Annotated in this window: 16 protein-coding genes; 7 read left to right on the forward strand and 9 right to left on the reverse strand. The window is 33.9% G+C overall.

The features are described from left to right. The first annotated feature begins 20 nt into the window (after positions 1–20). From ACOQOS_RS19935 to ACOQOS_RS19955, 5 genes are all read left to right on the forward strand, one after another. Positions 21–2294, forward strand: coding sequence for a M1 family metallopeptidase (locus ACOQOS_RS19935; protein WP_420572239.1), 2274 nt, complete (start codon positions 21–23; stop codon positions 2292–2294). A gap of 99 nt (positions 2295–2393) precedes the next feature. Beyond that, complete coding sequence (locus ACOQOS_RS19940; RefSeq protein ID WP_420572240.1) at positions 2394–2666, forward strand: Sec-independent protein translocase subunit TatA/TatB; 273 nt, start codon at positions 2394–2396, stop codon at positions 2664–2666. Then, the gene (locus ACOQOS_RS19945; RefSeq protein WP_420572241.1) at positions 2666–3229 is read left to right on the forward strand and encodes a phosphatase PAP2 family protein; all 564 of its coding nucleotides are present in this window, start codon (positions 2666–2668) and stop codon (positions 3227–3229) included. The genes ACOQOS_RS19940 and ACOQOS_RS19945 overlap by 1 nt, the downstream gene beginning before the upstream one ends. A gap of 38 nt (positions 3230–3267) precedes the next feature. After that, entirely contained in the window at positions 3268–4785 is a 1518-nt protein-coding gene (locus ACOQOS_RS19950; protein WP_420572242.1) for a S8 family peptidase, read from the forward strand. A gap of 276 nt (positions 4786–5061) precedes the next feature. Then, on the forward strand, positions 5062–8223 hold the full coding sequence (locus ACOQOS_RS19955) for a GEVED domain-containing protein (RefSeq protein ID WP_420572243.1): 3162 nt from the start codon (positions 5062–5064) through the stop codon (positions 8221–8223). A gap of 309 nt (positions 8224–8532) precedes the next feature. Here ACOQOS_RS19955 and ACOQOS_RS19960 read toward each other — a convergent pair whose 3' ends face one another. Further along, entirely contained in the window at positions 8533–9174 is a 642-nt protein-coding gene (locus ACOQOS_RS19960) for an O-methyltransferase (RefSeq protein ID WP_420572244.1), read from the reverse strand. An 88-nt stretch (positions 9175–9262) separates the two neighbouring features. Here ACOQOS_RS19960 and kynU point away from each other — a divergent pair, with 88 nt between their 5' ends. Then, a complete protein-coding gene (gene kynU / locus ACOQOS_RS19965; protein ID WP_420572245.1) occupies positions 9263–10558 on the forward strand; it encodes a kynureninase in 1296 nt (431 codons plus the stop codon). Position 10559: 1 nt separating this feature from the next. Next, entirely contained in the window at positions 10560–11960 is a 1401-nt protein-coding gene (locus ACOQOS_RS19970) for an FAD-dependent oxidoreductase (RefSeq protein ID WP_420572246.1), read from the forward strand. Here ACOQOS_RS19970 and ACOQOS_RS19975 read toward each other — a convergent pair. The 8 genes from ACOQOS_RS19975 to ACOQOS_RS20010 form a co-directional block, all read right to left on the reverse strand. Then, positions 11957–12472, reverse strand: coding sequence for a carboxypeptidase-like regulatory domain-containing protein (locus ACOQOS_RS19975; protein WP_420572247.1), 516 nt, complete (start codon positions 12470–12472; stop codon positions 11957–11959). The genes ACOQOS_RS19970 and ACOQOS_RS19975 overlap by 4 nt on opposite strands. 77 nt (positions 12473–12549) lie before the next feature. Next, positions 12550–13071, reverse strand: coding sequence for a TPM domain-containing protein (locus ACOQOS_RS19980; protein WP_420572248.1), 522 nt, complete (start codon positions 13069–13071; stop codon positions 12550–12552). A 65-nt stretch (positions 13072–13136) separates the two neighbouring features. Beyond that, positions 13137–13862: a hypothetical protein gene (locus tag ACOQOS_RS19985; RefSeq protein WP_420572249.1), complete on the reverse strand. Its 726-nt coding sequence runs from the start codon at positions 13860–13862 to the stop codon at positions 13137–13139. A 19-nt stretch (positions 13863–13881) separates the two neighbouring features. Further along, entirely contained in the window at positions 13882–14604 is a 723-nt protein-coding gene (locus ACOQOS_RS19990) for a phytanoyl-CoA dioxygenase family protein (RefSeq protein ID WP_420572250.1), read from the reverse strand. Then, positions 14588–15373 carry a hypothetical protein gene (locus ACOQOS_RS19995; protein WP_420572251.1) on the reverse strand — a complete coding sequence of 262 codons (786 nt, stop codon included), beginning with the start codon at positions 15371–15373 and terminating at the stop codon, positions 14588–14590. Before ACOQOS_RS19995 ends, ACOQOS_RS19990 begins: the two co-directional genes overlap by 17 nt. Positions 15374–15411: 38 nt before the next feature. Further along, positions 15412–16443, reverse strand: a complete 1032-nt coding sequence (locus ACOQOS_RS20000; protein WP_420572252.1) for a hypothetical protein — start codon at positions 16441–16443, stop codon at positions 15412–15414. A 194-nt stretch (positions 16444–16637) separates the two neighbouring features. After that, positions 16638–17042, reverse strand: a complete 405-nt coding sequence (locus ACOQOS_RS20005) for a hypothetical protein (RefSeq protein ID WP_420572253.1) — start codon at positions 17040–17042, stop codon at positions 16638–16640. Positions 17043–17051: 9 nt separating this feature from the next. Continuing rightward, entirely contained in the window at positions 17052–17495 is a 444-nt protein-coding gene (locus ACOQOS_RS20010; RefSeq protein ID WP_420572254.1) for a hypothetical protein, read from the reverse strand. Positions 17496–17497: the final 2 nt, after the last annotated feature.

Genomic DNA, 17497 nt, shown 5'->3' on the forward strand with positions numbered 1-17497 from the left:
AAACCTATTTTAAAAACCTAATGAAACGCATACATTTCTACGTTCTCGCAGTCCTATTTTTAGGTGCGAATCTTGCTTCAGCCCAGGAGAACCAAGATGACAAAAAGCCACAAGGGCACATCAATAAAAATAAATTTAGGCAGTTATACCAAGAGTTTTCTACGCCTAATATGTACAGAACAGCTTCAGGAGCTCCAGGAAAAGCCTATTATCAGCAACAAGCAGATTATGAAATGGATATAGAGCTTGATGATAAAAATCAAAAGCTTTACGGAGTTGAAACAATTACATACACAAACAATTCTCCAGACAACTTAGAATATCTTTGGGTACAGCTTGATCAAAATATCAGAGCAAAAAACTCACAAGCAAAACTAAAAAATGGACAACGTATTCCCCGTTTACAAAGAACATCAACGTTTGTAAATAGCTATGTAGCAGATCCTTTTGATGGAGGTTTTAATATTGATTATGTTAAAAATTCAAAAGGAAGACCAATGTCATTTACGATCAATGAAACAATGATGCGTATTGACTTGCCACAAGCTTTAAAATCAGGAGATAAAGTTTCTTTCTCTATTAAATGGTGGTACAACATTAACAATCATGTTACAAACAGAGCGCGTTCAGGATTTGAGCACTTTGAAAAAGATGGAAACAATGCTTATGTTATTGCACAGTTTTTTCCAAGAATGGCTGTATATAATGATGTTGAAGGTTGGCAAAACTATCAATTTTGGGGGAATGGTGAATTTGCATTACCATTTGGAAACTATAAAGTAAACATTACAGTTCCTGCAGATCATGTTTTAGATGCAACAGGAAAATTACAAAACAGAAAGAGTGTTTACACCAAAGAAATGATGAAACGTTATGAGCGTGCATTAAAATCATATGACGATCCAGTAATCATTGTAACACAAGAAGAAGCAGAAGCGGCAGAAAAGAATTTCTCAAATAAGAAGAAAACATGGAAATTTTACGCTGAAAACGTAAGAGATTTCGGTTTTGCAACGTCACGTAAATTTATCTGGGATATGCAAGCGGTAGATATCAACGGAAGAAGAGTAATGGCGGTTTCTATGTATCCTAAAGAAGGAAATCCTCTATGGGAAAAATACTCTACAAAAGCTGTAGCAAGTACATTAAAAACTTTTTCAAATCATACATTCGACTATCCTTACCACAAAGCAATCTCTGTACATGCTAAAAATCAAGGAATGGAATATCCTATGATTTGCTGGAATTACGGACGTCCAAACGAAGATGGAACATATTCTGAACGTACAAAATTTGGAATGATTAGTGTAATTATTCACGAAGTTGGACATAACTTTTTCCCTATGATTGTAAATTCTGATGAGCGTCAATGGGGATGGATGGATGAAGGTTTGGATACTTTCATGCAATATTTATCTGAACAAGATTTTGCGAAAGCACATCCAGAATCTGTAGAATCTACAGGAGGAAAATATCCATCACGTAGAGGAGAGCCTGCTAAAATTGTACCGTATATGAAAGGCGGACAAGATCGCTTGTCTCCAATCATGTCAAATCCAGAAAACGTATATCAATTAGGTCCAAATGCATACGGAAAGCCTGCTACAGGATTAAATATCTTACGTGAAACAATTATGGGGCCAGAAGCATTTGATCATGCTTTCAAAACATATGCACAACGCTGGAAATTTAAGCATCCAACTCCAGAAGATTTCTTTAGAACAATGGAAGATGCATCAGGAATCGATTTAGATTGGTTTTGGAGAGGTTGGTTTTATACAACGGACTATGTTGATATAGGAATTGAAAGTGTTAAAAAATACCAAGTAGGTACACGTAAAACATCTAGCAATAATTATGTATACTTCGTTCCTGAAGGAGACGATCGTTACAAAAAAGAAAATGAAGGAAAATCTATCATAAATGCTGAAGGTAATGAAACATTAAAAGAGTATTTAATGGATAATTTCACTGCTACAGAAAGAGCAACTATGGATGATCCAAAGTATTTCTATGAAGTAGCATTCAACAAACCAGGAGGTTTAGTAATGCCAATCATTGTAGAATGTACGTATGCAGATGGAACTAAAGAAATGATGAAATATCCTGTTCAAATCTGGAGAAAAAATGATGACAGAGCTAAAATTGTAATTGCTTCTTCAAAAGAGCTTACAAATATTCAGGTTGATCCAAAACTAGAAACGGCAGATATTGATACATCAAACAATAACTGGCCAAGAGAAGAAGGAAAAACTGATTTCAGTAAATTCAAAGATAACAAGGTTAAACAATAAACATAACCTTCAATAAAATCATAAAAAACCAGCTTAATTGCTGGTTTTTTTATATCATAATATTTACTTGACTATATTTGTAAAATAATAGAACAAGCTATGGCATTATTTATTAGTGGAGGAGAGATATTTGTAATCATGCTTATTGTAGTAATGGTATTTGGTGCAGACAAAATTCCAGAAATTGCAAGAGGTTTAGGAAAAGGAATGCGTCAACTAAAAGATGCAACTAACGAAATAAAGCATGAAATTCAACAAAGTGCTGAAGACACAGGATTAGACACAGGCATAGCAAATGATGTTCAAAAAGAAATCAATAAAGTTAAAGAAGATCTCGAGGATATGTCAGGACCTATCAAAAGGCAATTTTAATGTTCAATGAGTTATTGACATATGATAAAGAGTTATTAATCTACTTAAACAATCTTGGCGAAAATCAATTTAACTCTTTTTGGGTATACGTAACGAGTTTTATTTATTGGGTTCCGTTATTGCTTTTCATTTTCTATAAAATCTATAAAAAATTTCCAAAACCTAAAGCCAAATTTATGATTGGCTACGGAATTCTAATACTACTATTTTCATTACTTTTAGTAGAATTGGTGAAAATTGGTGTAGAACGTATTCGTCCATGTAATGACCCAACAGTCGCTCCTTTTATCAATATTATCATCAAACCTGAAAACTACAGCTTCTTCTCAGGACATGCAACTGTTTCTTTTGCTTTAACAACCTATTTGTTTTTACTATTAAAAAAATCATTCTATTGGATTCGTTTCTTATACATATGGCCAATATTATTTATATATAGTCGTTTATATTTTGGTGTACATTATCCTTCAGATATTTTAACAGGAATGGTTATTGGAATTTTCATTGGTATTGCATTTCATCGAATTTGCAATGCATGCATAGCAAAATTACGAATTTATTAATATATTCGTTAAAATTTTAACCAATCAACAATAATTGAATGAAAAACCTTAACCTAAGATTAGTCGTCTTAATGACTGCTCTAGGCGTTATTTCTTGTTCTAAAGATGCGCCACTTAACCAAAACCTTGAAGAAGAAAACAGAATTGTTACCGTACAAGGAAAAGCACTTACACCAACAGAAATCAACGCAAAAATTAATCAAACAATATCAAATCGTGAAAAATTTGAATGGACAAATATGGATGCACATACAATATGGAGTGCTACTGTTCATGGAGATCAAATTTTAACAATCGGATATGGTAATGATGAAAATGATTTCAACAAAGAAAATTCAAATGCAGAAGGCATCAAAAACAGATTGATGCAACGAATTGTAGCTATAGAAGGAAATGGACAAAAGAACGCTGACGATTTCTTAATTGATGAAGATGATAAATTAAATATTATTGATGTAAAAGTAGAAGACCTACAAACAGTTGTCGACTTATTAGCTCAAAAAGGAATTCGTTACATCGAACCAACTGGGTACAGATATTTAGATCATGAAGTAACGGCAAAATCAGGAGCTGGTTGCGGATATGACTCTGAGAGCTTAAACTCAGCAGATTATACAACAATAGCACCTGGAGCTAAAGTACCATGGACATTTTATGAGCACAACATTACATCTGCTTGGAATTACAGTACAGGAGCTGGTGTTGGAATTGGTGTAATTGATACGGGTTTAACGCCAAATAATTCTTTAATGAATGGTAATTTCAACGATGGATACTCCTCTGGAAGATATGTTCGAAAATATGGTTTATATGTTGATTCATGGTGGCCATGGTCTTCAAGAACAGATGGAGTAAATGACAAATGTGGTCATGGAACAAGTATGGCAGCAGTAGCTACTGCGCCTAGAAATAATGATGGAATGCCAGTCGGTGTTGCATATAATGCGAATTTAATTAGTTATCGTGGAACAAAAAACGTACTTTTAGACGGTTATCACGAACAAAAAGGCGTTGCTAATTCATTAAAAGCCTTAGGAAATAGAAGTGATGTAAAGATAATTTCGATGTCGATTGGAGCTCCGTGGTCTATAGGCAGAATCAAGGATGCGGTACGATATGCAAATAATCGTGGAAAATTAATCTTTGCAGCAGGTGGAACTTCAACAAGTTTCACTAACTTTGTAGGAGTAATATTTCCAGCATGGATGGATGAAACAGTAGCCGTAACAGGTGTAACTGATGCAAATTACTATGAAGAATGCGATATTTGTCACAAAGGAAACAAAATTGATTTCACAGTAGTAATGCAGCGTGATGGTAATGGAAGCAGAACAACGCCAGTTTTAAGTTACTATAATGGACAAACAGATTATGTTGGAGGTTCATCAGTAGCAACGGCAACAACAGCAGGGATAGCAGCCTTAGTTTGGTCAAGACATCCAAGCTGGTCAAAAACACAAGTATTAAACAGATTGAAACAATCTGCAGATTTCTACCCAAACAGAAACTCTCAATATGGGTATGGAAATATAGACGCATTGCAAGCAGTTCAATAGAACAGTTGGCATATTTAGTTTAGTAAATAGGGAGAAACTCTCGTCGTAATGGCGAGAGTTTTTTTATGCTCTTTACTGAAGTATATTATATTATAAGTTCTTTGTGGTAAGTGGTTAATAATAAGCTTGTTGTATTGTTTAATTACGTTTTAACCTTACTTTTTTTATAAGAAAAAAACTCTTTTCTGGTTAAAAAAAATCTACCTTATGAAAAGTTTATTTGTATTAGAATAAATAGACTTAAATAATTAACCAATAACCAATTCAACCTACATTATGAAAGCAAATTACTTTTTAATGTTGTTTTTAATGAGTGTTTTTACAATCCATGCACAAAAACCAGACTCTTTAAAAGCATCATCAACCGCAAAAGCTGCCTATATGGTAGAAGTTCCAGCACTATCTAAAATGGATAATATCATAGCTGCAAAAGGGCAGGAACATGTGGCACCTCCAAAACGAAGAGGAAGCAATATTGTAATTGAAGGCAAAGGCCTTCCCGTTGGACGAGATCCATTAATCCAACAACAAATTAATATTCCAAAATCAGCAGGAAGAGCACCAACTGTTGACTTTCCTGCGCATACAGGAACAGTTTTAAATGATCCTACAGGAGCTATTGGTCCTAACCATTATGTGTACGCATTTAACTCTGGATTTGGAATATTGGATAGAGCAGGAAATGTTTTAGTTCCTGAGGCCTCATTAGCTACATTATTCCCTAATGAAGATTTGGGAGATCCTGTGGTAGTTTATGATCGCTATGCAGATCGTTTTATCATAATGCAATTTAGTGATACTCCAAATGGTATATTAATAGCTGTTTGTCAAGGACCAGATCCTGTGAACGACGGTTGGTATACATATCGTTTTAATACTGGGTCATTTCCAGACTATGAAAAAATGTCTGTATGGAGTGATGGGTATTACATTACAGCAAATAAGGATTCAGGAAGTGTTAATAGTAGTGATGTTGTTTATGCATTGGAAAGAGATGAAATGTTAACAGGAAATTCAAATGCTCAAATTGTAGGATTTCCACTTCCAAATGCAGCAACTAGCGGGTTCTATAGTCCAGGAGGATTTAATTGTATTGGACCAAATTTACCACCAGTTGGAACGCCACAACCTATAATATACTTACAAGATGATGCTTGGTCAGGGATTTCACAAGACCACTTAAAAGTATGGAATGTAAGTGTAAACTGGAATAACCCTAATAGTTCTTCTATATCGTCTCCACAAATTATTAATACTGCACCTTTCGATTCAGTATTTGATAATGGATCATTCCAAAATCTAGACGAACCTGGAAATGGACCTGATATTGATGCATTGCAAGCAACTATGATGTATATGACGAATTATAGACGATTTGGCTCGTACAATTCAGCGGTATTGAATTTTGCAGTTGATATCAGTGGAAACGATAGTAAAGCTGGAATTAGATGGTATGAATTAAGACAAACTGCCGATGGACAACCTTGGACAATTTACCAAGAAGGAACATACTCACAACCAAATTATAGTACATTTTGTGGTAGTATCAGTATGGATGCTCAAGGAAATATAGGGTTAGCTTATACTATAGTAAGTAGTACTGTATTTACATCTTTACGATATACTGGACGTCAAGTGTCTGATCCTTTAGGAACTATGACTATTGCAGAACAAAATATTGTAGATGGAGATGCTCAAAATAATAGATTTGATGGACGTTATGGAGATTATGCACAGATGACTGTTGATCCAGTTGATGATATGACGTTCTGGCATATTGCTGAATACATGAAAGGACCAGGGAATCAAGTGAGAAAAAGTCATGTAGCGGCATTCAAAATTGAAGTTGGACCGCCTGATACAGAAGCTCCATCAACACCAATAAATTTATCTGCGTCAAATACTACAGATACAACTACAGATTTATCATGGACAGCTTCAACGGATAATGTAGCTGTTACAGGATATGATGTGTATCAAGACGGTAATTTAATTGGAACTGCTTCAGGGACTTCTTATACCGTAACTGGTTTGACAGCATTGACAAGCTACGATTTTTATGTAGTAGCTAGAGATGGTGCAGGAAATACGTCAGGAAATAGTAATACAGTTACAGTAGTTACTTTAGATGTACAAATAACATATTGTGATTCACAAAGTGAAAACATCAATGATGAGTTTATTGGACGTGTACAGTTAAATACAATTGACAATGCTTCTGGCGGTCAATTTTATAGCGATTTTACAGGAATTTCAACAACACTAGATAAAAGTACGCAATACACAATAACGGTGACGCCAACTTGGACAGGAACTATATATGCTGAAGGATATTCAGTTTGGATTGATTACAATCAAGATGGAGACTTTACAGATGCTGGCGAGCAAGTTTGGTCACAAGCACCAACTACAAATACGCCTGTAAGTGGAAACTTTACTATTCCAACTATTGCTACTAATGGAGCAACTAGAATGCGTGTTTCTTTGAAGTATAATGCAATTCCAACACCTTGTGAAACTTTTACATATGGAGAAGTAGAAGACTACACAGTTATCATACAAGATGGTTCTGGCGGACCAACGTGTGATGATGGTATTCAAAATGGAGATGAAGAAGGTGTTGACTGCGGAGGTTCATTTTGTGCTCCATGTTCTACAGGAAGTGTAACACTTACTCAAGGTTTCTTTGAAACTGGATGGGACAACTGGGTAGATGGAGGAAGTGATAGTTTCCGTTATCAAGGATCACGTTCTTATGAAGGACAGTATTCTATCAGATTAAGAGATAATACGAATAGCTCTACAATGACATCTGAAGCATTTAATTTGACATCTTTCCAAACAGTTGATGTAGAATTCTTCTTCTTCCCTAATAGTATGGAAACTGGTGAAGATTTCTGGCTTCAATACAATGATGGATCTGGATGGCAAACAGTAGCAACGTGGGCTAGTGGATCAGAATTCCAAAATGATCAATTCTATACTTCTACGGTAACATTAGATATAGCTCAGTACAGTTTTAGTGCTAACGCGCAATTCAGATTTAGATGTGACGCAAGTGGTAATGGAGATCGTGTTTATATTGACGCGGTTACGATTACAGGTAATACAGGTCGTAGCAGAGTTATTAATGGAACACGACCAGTAGACAAAGATACACCAGAACCACAAGCAATCACTACACATGAGTTGAGTGATGAAGATGGAAAAGAATTTACCTTATATCCAAATCCAGCGCAAGACATCCTTAAAGTAAATACTTTAGACATGCCAGTAGATAATATCAAAATATTCTCTGCTTTTGGTATGTTAGTAAAAGAAATGTCTAAGCTAGAAAATGGTTCAAGTATTAATGTTTCTAACTTCAGATCTGGAACTTATTTTATAAGATTTGTTTCTGGAGAAAACATAATTACAAAGAAATTTGTTAAGAAATAGAACTCTCAATAAGTAATTATAAACTAAAAATAAAGCCGTTTCAATGTTCATTGAAACGGCTTATTATATTTTATATCGAGACGCTTGCAAAGACTAAAAATCTAAATTCAAAGTTTCTAAATTCAAACTTTTAGATTGAAGATTTAAAAGTAATCAATTTGTTTGTTAAAGAATATTCTAAAATCAAAATAGAAAATACGTGTACTAAAAGAAACAGATTACCACGAATTTCTCGCAAAGACGTATCTAACATATCTAATAGCGAAAGCGATCTAACAATCTAAAAACAAAGCAAGTCTAATAATCACTTTAAAGAACTCTACTAATCGTCAATCCATCTCTTATAGGCAACACAACAGTTTCTATGCGAGAATCTTCCTTTAAAAGAGTATTATACTCCAAAAGCGCCTTCGTAGAAATATCATTCTTCTGTAAAGGTTCAATGACTTTTCCGCTCCACAGTACATTATCAGACAAAATAATTCCATTCGGATTCATCTTTTCAATAATAGCATGAAAATAAGCAGGATAATTAGGCTTATCAGCATCAATAAAAACCAAATCGAAAGTAGTTTCAAGTGTTGGAATAATCTCTAAAGCATTTCCTGTATACTGATGAATTTGATTCCCATAAGGAGAAGCATCAAAATATTTGCGTTGAAAATCGTGTAACTCTTCGTTAATATCAATAGTGTGTAATTCACCATCTTTTTGCATGCCTTCAGCTAAACAAAGTGCAGAATATCCTGTATACGTACCAATCTCTAAAATAGTTTTTGGAGAAATTAGTTTAGACAACATACTCAGCAATCTACCTTGATAATGTCCGCTCAACATACGCGGTTGCAAAATCTTTTGATACGTTTCGCGAGTCAAGGCTTTCAACAATGTTGGTTCATCGGCTGAATGTTTCACTACATACTCGTCTAAAGCTTCCGGAATAAAATGCATAACTCTTGAATTTCTACAAAAATATCAATTAAAAACGATTCGCATAAAAAGTGATTTATAAAATGATAAATATCTTTTTATTCCAAAAATGGAATACGTATTTTTGGTAAAAATAGCATCCAATATGTTTCAAAATACATTAGCGTACGCACAAGAGCAAGACGCAAAAGATTTGCTGAAAAGCTATCGAACTAAATTCCATATTCCTAAAGATGCAGATGGCAATGAATGGTTATATTTCTGCGGAAATTCACTCGGATTACAACCAAAAGTTACTGAAAACTACATCCAACAAGAACTAAAAGATTGGGCAAATTTAGGTGTAGAAGGACATTTTGATGCAAAAAATCCTTGGATGCCATACCATGAATTCCTCACAGAAAACATGGCAAAAATAGTAGGAGCAAAGCCAATAGAAGTCGTAATCATGAACACATTGACGACAAACTTACATCTATTAATGGTTTCCTTTTACCAGCCAACGAAGACAAAATATAAAATTGTTATCGAAAGTGACGCATTCCCGTCCGATCGATATGCAGTAGAATCGCAGCTGAAATTTCATGGATTCGATCCGAAAGAAGGATTGTTAGAATGGAAACCGAGAGAAGGCGAAGAATTACTTCGAATGGAAGACTTGGAAACCATGCTAGAAGCAGAAGGTGATGAAATTGCTTTGTTAATGATTGGTGGCGTAAACTACTACACAGGACAATACCTAGATATTAAAAAAATTGCTGCACTCGGACATGCCAAAGGCGCGATGGTTGGAATCGATTTAGCACACGGAGCAGGAAACATTCAACCGAATTTGCACGACTCAAATGTAGATTTTGCAGCTTGGTGTACATATAAATATTTAAATGCTGGTCCAGGAAGTTTAGCGGGTTTATTTGTTCATGAAAAACATGCGCACAACAAAGAACTCAATCGATTTGCAGGTTGGTGGGGACACGATAAGGAGACACGTTTTAACATGCGTTACGACTTCAATCCAATTCCTGGCGCCGAAAGCTGGCAATTGAGCAATCCACCAATATTGTCAATGGCAGCCATAAAAGCTTCTTTAGATATGTTCAATGAAGTTGGAATGGACGCTTTACGCGAAAAATCAGAAAATTTGACAGCGTATTTTGAATACTTAATTAATGAGATTGCTACGGATCGTATCAAAATTATCACACCTTCCAATCCAGAAGAAAGAGGTTGTCAGTTGTCGATTCAAGTAAAAAATGCAGACAAATCATTACATCAAAAACTAATAGACAAGCATATCATTTCCGATTGGAGAGAACCAGACGTAATTCGTTGTGCTCCAGTTCCATTATACAATACTTACGAAGATGTTTACAAAATGGTAGACGAACTAAAAAAATGCTTATAACATGCAAACGAAAGAAAATATACTCATTGTTGGCGCAGGATTATGCGGTTCATTATTAGCACTACGTTTAGGACAAAGAGGCTATAAGGTAACGGTAATGGAAAGTCGCCCAGATTTGCGAAAAGTAGATATTTCTGCGGGAAGATCAATCAACTTGGCATTTTCAGACAGAGGAATAAAAGCAATGAATATGGTGGGAATTACGGATAAAGTAATGCCATTATGTATTCCGATGCATGGACGTTTAGTGCATGATATTGAAGGAAATACATTTATGTCTAACTATTCAGGTCGTGATGATGAATATATCAATTCAATTTCTAGAGGTGATTTAAATGCTTTGCTATTAACGGAAGCCGAAGAGCATGAAGCTGTAGATATCACTTTCAATAAAAAATGTACAGCAATAGACATTGAGGAAAATGTTGCAAGTTTCTACTGTTACGAAACTAAAAAAGAGTTTACACTAAGCGCAGATGTAATTATCGGAACAGATGGTGCAGGTTCTATTTTGCGTAAAAGTTATTACTTGGAACGTAAATTTTTATTTAGCTATTCGCAGAATTATCTCAGTCATGGATATAAAGAATTAAGCATTCCGCCAACAGCAACAGGTGGATTCCGTACAGAGAAAAATGCGTTGCATATTTGGCCACGAGGTGATTATATGATTATTGCTTTGCCAAACTTAGATGGAAGCTTTACCGTAACTTTATTTTTATCGTATGATGAAGGTGAATATAATTTCAACAATTTAACGACTGCTGAACGTGTACAGGAATTCTTTGAAACACAATTTCCAGACTTAGTTCCGTTGATTCCTGAGTTGACAAAAGAATACTTTGAAAACCCAACAGCGCCATTGGGAACTGTAAAATGTTCGCCATGGTCATACAAAAACAATACTTTGTTAATGGGTGATGCAGCACATGCAATTGTTCCGTTTTACGGACAAGGAATGAATGCTTCTTTTGAAGATGTAGTCGTGTTCAATGAAATTTTAGATCAGCATGAAGGCGATTGGGAAAAAGTATTCAAAGCGTATGAAAAAGCACGTAAAAAAGATACGGATGCCATTGCCGATTTAGCGATAGATAACTATTACGAAATGCGCGATCACGTGGCAAATCCAATTTTTAAAGAAAAACGAAAATTGGAAATGGATTTAGAAAAAAGTTTTCCTGAGCAGTACTTTTCTAAATATTCAATGGTGACATTCAACGAAGATATTCCTTATAGCAAAGCCATGGAAATTGGACGTGCGCAAGACAAAGCTTTATTGAATATGATTGCAGATCATGAAATTGATACGACAGCTGATTTACAAGAAATCCTCAAAAAAGTACAAACGGAAACCAACGAGATTTTAGACGAAGATAATGTGGCGAATTTGAAGCATTAATTCGTTTTTCGAATCAATTCTCTTATTGTGGAATGTTTTCTAATTTCGAAATATTCTTTGTCAATTCCTTGACCGAGATTTGCGGATAAATTGAGAATTTCGCCTGTGCCAAGTTGTACATTTTCAATAACAACGAGATTGTAACCAATAAATTGTATTTCTATTTGATACGTTGCTGCCGGAATTGTGATTTTGTATGTGCCATCCAAATCCGTAGTTGTTCCAACAATCTTTTGTGTTTCCGTATTAGTTAATGCAATATTTACAAATGGTAAAATGTCATCTTTTTGAAATTTCTCATCACTGTATAAAGATTCTCCATATATTTTTCCAGAAATGCTAGCAGTTGCAGTATCCGCTATTCTAAAATATTCATTGATTTTAATTACACTAGGAATTTTTTCTTGGAGACTTATATCTGCTACTTCCAGACTACAAACACGATTTTTAGTGGAACAAGCAAAAACTAGGAAAAATATTGTTATGTAAAGAAATACAGCTTCACGTTTCATGATTCTTTTTTAGCTATCTAAAGATAAGAAGATTAGCGTGAGTATATAATAAGCTACTATTAAATATATATTAAGGTTCAATGTGAATTAAGCTCATCAATAATTGCTTTGATCCCTTTTTGAAACCCACTATAAAAATCATTTTTCTTAAACTCGGGAACAATAGTCTTTTTAAGAATATTCAAAGTTTCGTCGTCAGTGAGTTTGTCCATAATTCCGTCGCCATTGTGAATCCAAACGCGGCGATCTTTCATGTACACAGCGATTAACACGCCATTATTAATATCTTTTTGACCAATTCCCCAGTGGTTTGCTAAATCAAGTGAATACTCTTCTAATCCGCTGTAATCTTGAATAGAAGTTAGCGTAACAATGGCAATTTGATTACTTGTTTCCGCTTCGTGTTGTTTTACTAAGTTGAATAACGTAGTTTCTTGTTCTTCAGATAAAATATTATCAAAATCATTAACAAGTCCAACAGGAATAGGGAATTCTACATCAGGCGTATGTGTCGACGCATGAGAATGCATCGTTTGTGTCGCTTCACAGCTAATACAGAGCGTAATTAGTAGGCAAAGCAGTAGGCTTTTGAACTTCATGATAGGTTATTAAGATCGATTTGGGTCTTTGCAAGATAATAAATTCCTGTAAACAATCGCAACTTTTAAAATGTAGAAAGTACAAATTGCTGCTCATTAATATAACCTTCAAACTCATTTGAATACGTATCACCAAGTCGTAAACGTAATTTAGTTTTAAAATCTCCTTTGAAAATTGGAGTAGAAGTAAGGATGGTATCTCCTGGTTTTAAAACAAATTCTTGTAAGCCGACAGGACAACCTACAAAAGTCATTCGTTCTATCGGTTGCCATATTCCTTCACGATTTTTCGCTTCCAAACCAGTACGAATATCAAAATTAAACCCTAAAGAAATAGTATCTTTTGTAGAAATATTACTAATATATAAAGGATATGCTTTCAAGATAAAATGATTATTTCCTATATCATGAAAATCAACCTGTTTAATAATTGTAGTAGTATCTATGGCAATGTTTATATTTTTAGAAGAGGCTTTTGTAGTTTTTCCAAAATCTCTATGATAATACCTAAAATGTTTTCTAAACGACTCAAATGAATCAATAAGCATTGAACCCCTATTTACATAATGATCAATAACAAGTGTATCCGTAAATTTTCCTAAAAAAATAGGTCTGTAATTACTAGACTTCATAAACTTAATATTCAAGCGAGTTGCTTTATAAGTCAGTGTGTCTTTCAAAACTGGAAACAATCGTTTTTCTTTTTTTACTTCAGGAAGTTTCTCTTTTTCAGCAGAAAAACAGCTTACAAACATCAAACTGATGGTAAAAAGAAATAGTTTTAGTTTCATCGTGATATCGTTTAGATCATCAAACGGAGCAATATTCTTGCCATTGTAAATGTTTCGCTAATTTTTTTGAACTAAACTCTAAATGTAATACACGTCGTTGTTTTCCATTTGTCGTTCTCTCAGAAGCATGAAGCGTTAATGGTTTCATCAACATAACACTGCCTTTTTTGACTTCGCAGACATGTTCGGTTTCGGTTGTCCAATCAATAGTTTCGGGTCTGTATATACCTTTACAATGTGATGTTGGAATTACTTTTAAAGCGCCATTTTCTTTTTCTGTTGTGTTTAAATGAATTCTGATAGTGACAATATCTTCTAAAATATCGATTGGAGGTTGTACGCCGTATTGCCCTTTTTTAAACGTCCAATTTGTATAGCCTGAAACTTCTTGTTTACGATCAACCGAAATACTTAAATCTTGATGATAGGCAACAAACCAATTGGACTCACTAGGTTTGTTAAAATAAATAGCCTTCGTTAAAAAATAGGGTTTGTCAAAAAGTAAAGTCAACAACTCGTGAAGTTTCTCTGTAAATACAAATGATTTTAACTCAGGAATTTTAGCAATAACTTGCCTAATGGCAAATAAATGCGCAGAACTCTCGGCAAGTTTTTTTTCAGCAGAAGCTTTTTCAATACACGAACAAATATGCGCAACTTCTGTGTCAGAATAGATATTATCTAACACAGCAAAACCATTTTTTTCAAAACTTACAATATGTTCTTTATTCTTCAAGAGCATCTAATTGTTTGTCAATTTCTGCGTGTAAAAATTTTAATTCTGAATTGTATTTATCGGTATTCTGGCTAATTGCTTTTTTCAACAGCTCAAAAGCTTCCAATCGCAATTCGCTGTAACGTAGTAATTTTTTATTCTGTTCCAGGAGTTCATCAGGTAAATTAGGAATAGAGTCAGCTTGATGAATGATTTTAATATTTTCCTTCCATTTAGGAATCACTTTTTTATTTAATTCTATCACCAATCCAAAATCACTTTCTGTATCCATATGATCGTAAAAAAGTAACGTTTCTTTTTCGTTTTTAGAGAATTGCTCCATTTTAGTAGCATATGAATTTTCAGCTTCAAAATCTGTAAAAGCATACACAGCGCCAAAAATTGCAATTACTAATAGTAGCAGAGAAACTACACCAATTCCAACAGCACGCCATGTAGAATAAAATGGATATTTGTTTTCCTCATGTTGTTTAAAAATATCACCAAACGTACGTTCTGTCCAAAAAACAATCATACCTATATAAATGGCAGGTATGACTATATGTGGAATTTTATCAATGATATTCTCTGGAATTAAAAGTAAAGATCCGAAAAGTAATATTGTAGCAATAATGGAAATGATAAGAACAGTATTTCCTTTTTGAATTTGATGTATTGCTTTGTAATTTTCTCTAATCAGATAACCAGCCGCAAGTGGACCACCAATAAATGTGGCAATTCCAATAGCTTTTGTAGTATGTAATTGATTGTTTTCTGTATTGATTTCTCTTTGCATGCTGAGTTTTAAAAGGGAATTTGTGTTAGTGGTATTTACTAATAATAACGAATTGTACGTTGAATTTCGTAAGAAGAAAACTCTTCTCCATCTTGATAAGATGCACGTTGTACCCAATTTCCTTTCTTGTCATACTTATACCAATATTTGGTAATACGCGTAGTACCTTCGGTGACATTAGTTTGATCTTTTGGATAAAATACGGTATAATCTTTTGGGTCGTTATATTTATTGTATGTTTCCGTAACTCTCTTTACTAAAATATTATTGCTGCCATATTCTTCATAGGTTAAGCGTTTGTTATTGGCATCATAGGTTTGTACCATTCTTTTTTCTAAATTTCCTTTATAGTCATAAATAATAGATTCAAGTTCATTGCCTCTGGCGTCTTTTGTTTTCTCATATTGTTTTACATACGTATCATCGCGTTTATCTTTCTCGATACGAGTCAAACCATTATTACTGTATTCGTAAATGCGGACATCTAATTCTAAACCAGCTTCATTAAGTTCGCCTTCGTAGATACACTTTCCATCAGAATTGTATTTGTACACTGTTTTCCTGTAAGGAGTACTTCCAAAGCCTGTAGATTTTGGACGTTTATAAACTTCTTCCGTTAGCAAACTATTCGAATTGTATTTATAAGAAGTTGAAGCTTCTAATGTATTGTTTTCATATTCTTTTTTAAATATTAATTTCCCTGTTAAGTTATATGAATATACTTTAGTCTCAATATCTTCACCATCATCTTCTTCAATACGAACGATTTTATTATTCTCATATTCAAATGTAGTAGTGCTTTCTAAAGTATTACTATCATAAACTTTTAAAGAAATAAGGTTTCCGCTTTTATCATACTTTTCTTTGTATGTTTTTTCACAATCTTCAAAGGTAAATGGCGGCTTTTCTTGATCAATATAACAATCAGATTCTTCAGTGATACTCTTAATTTTTGTTTTTTGTCTTCGATTTTCATCAATCTCTATATAACCAATTAAATCAAAATCTTGAGCGTGTAGTTTTGGAATGAATAGTATTGCCAATAGGCTGATTTTAAGGAGTGTTTTCATATACAGTTATTGTTTGCAAATATTTTTTAGGGTTCAATCTAAACGTTTGGCAGGCTTACAAGCTTTAAAAATAGTGTTTTTCTGATGTTATTTACAATTTACCTATGATTTTGACTACGAGAATATTTGATGATTTTATTTTAAAATTAAAAAAGCTCAAAATAGTTTTCAATCTACTGTAAAATGATTGTGTATCATTTTGAACGCAATGGAATTATTCTTTGATACCAAACATATATAATTATTGTAACACAAAGTTGTACAGCGAAAAATAGAATAGATCTAACAATTTCAGACGCATCATGCATGACATCATATAAAAGAGTTCCTAAAGAAAGAACTAACGGAAAAAAATAGGCAAGAAGATGTAGTTGCGGAAATCGTACTACGAGAAATTGCGTCAAATTAAATACAGCATAAAACGCAGCATAAAAAAAGCCTCCAATAAGTACTAAGATAACTGCTTTTGGAAAAGCAGGATCATCACCAAGATTTATTTTCACGTATGTAATGAGTACTATTTCTAACAATAGGGTAAACAGTAAAATACTAACACCATAAATTTTTAGTACACGTTTAAAAGTATTTTTTGGAAGCATCTATGATTGTTATTTAGAATGATCGACTTGTAATTGTTTGCGGATTTTTTTGACGATAAGTTCGCGATGTTTTGCTTGTTTAAAATATGCAGGAATGCGAAATAATGAAGCCGCAAATTCACTTTGGAACTCATCTCTGTTTTTAGCATTTATATACGCTAAAATAGCTGCTGCATGTGCTTCAGACCAAGCCCACAATATGTTGCCATGAATGTTAAATTGCCAGTAAGCATCTCTTGGCCATTGAATGTCAGTTTCCTTATGATAACCACAAGAAGTACAGGTTATGTTACACGTAAAAACACCATCAATACTTTCTGGTTTGTAATAATGCTTGATTCCATGAAGGTTCTTTTCCTTTAAAAGATCAGTTCCTTGACTTTTACTACTGCACTTCGGACAAGTAACAGCATAAGTTTTGGGAAAACTAAACCATTGATAAATATGTGTCATCT

The sequence above is a fragment of the Kordia sp. genome (assembly GCF_965224175.1).
Taxonomy (GTDB): Bacteria; Bacteroidota; Bacteroidia; order Flavobacteriales; family Flavobacteriaceae; genus Kordia.

Coding starts and splice junctions, on each gene's coding strand:
- ACOQOS_RS19970 (WP_420572246.1), top strand. CDS start 10,560: ATGCAAACGAAAGAAAATATACTCATTGTTGGCGCAGGATTATGCGGT.
- ACOQOS_RS19940 (WP_420572240.1), top strand. CDS start 2,394: ATGGCATTATTTATTAGTGGAGGAGAGATATTTGTAATCATGCTTATT.
- ACOQOS_RS20005 (WP_420572253.1), bottom strand. CDS start 17,042: ATGCTTCCAAAAAATACTTTTAAACGTGTACTAAAAATTTATGGTGTT.
- ACOQOS_RS19985 (WP_420572249.1), bottom strand. CDS start 13,862: ATGAAACTAAAACTATTTCTTTTTACCATCAGTTTGATGTTTGTAAGC.
- ACOQOS_RS19955 (WP_420572243.1), top strand. CDS start 5,062: ATGAAAGCAAATTACTTTTTAATGTTGTTTTTAATGAGTGTTTTTACA.
- ACOQOS_RS19980 (WP_420572248.1), bottom strand. CDS start 13,071: ATGAAGTTCAAAAGCCTACTGCTTTGCCTACTAATTACGCTCTGTATT.
- kynU (WP_420572245.1), top strand. CDS start 9,263: ATGGAATACGTATTTTTGGTAAAAATAGCATCCAATATGTTTCAAAAT.
- ACOQOS_RS19950 (WP_420572242.1), top strand. CDS start 3,268: ATGAAAAACCTTAACCTAAGATTAGTCGTCTTAATGACTGCTCTAGGC.
- ACOQOS_RS19935 (WP_420572239.1), top strand. CDS start 21: ATGAAACGCATACATTTCTACGTTCTCGCAGTCCTATTTTTAGGTGCG.
- ACOQOS_RS19975 (WP_420572247.1), bottom strand. CDS start 12,472: ATGAAACGTGAAGCTGTATTTCTTTACATAACAATATTTTTCCTAGTT.
- ACOQOS_RS19960 (WP_420572244.1), bottom strand. CDS start 9,174: ATGCATTTTATTCCGGAAGCTTTAGACGAGTATGTAGTGAAACATTCA.
- ACOQOS_RS19990 (WP_420572250.1), bottom strand. CDS start 14,604: ATGCTCTTGAAGAATAAAGAACATATTGTAAGTTTTGAAAAAAATGGT.
- ACOQOS_RS20010 (WP_420572254.1), bottom strand. CDS start 17,495: ATGACACATATTTATCAATGGTTTAGTTTTCCCAAAACTTATGCTGTT.
- ACOQOS_RS20000 (WP_420572252.1), bottom strand. CDS start 16,443: ATGAAAACACTCCTTAAAATCAGCCTATTGGCAATACTATTCATTCCA.
- ACOQOS_RS19995 (WP_420572251.1), bottom strand. CDS start 15,373: ATGCAAAGAGAAATCAATACAGAAAACAATCAATTACATACTACAAAA.
- ACOQOS_RS19945 (WP_420572241.1), top strand. CDS start 2,666: ATGTTCAATGAGTTATTGACATATGATAAAGAGTTATTAATCTACTTA.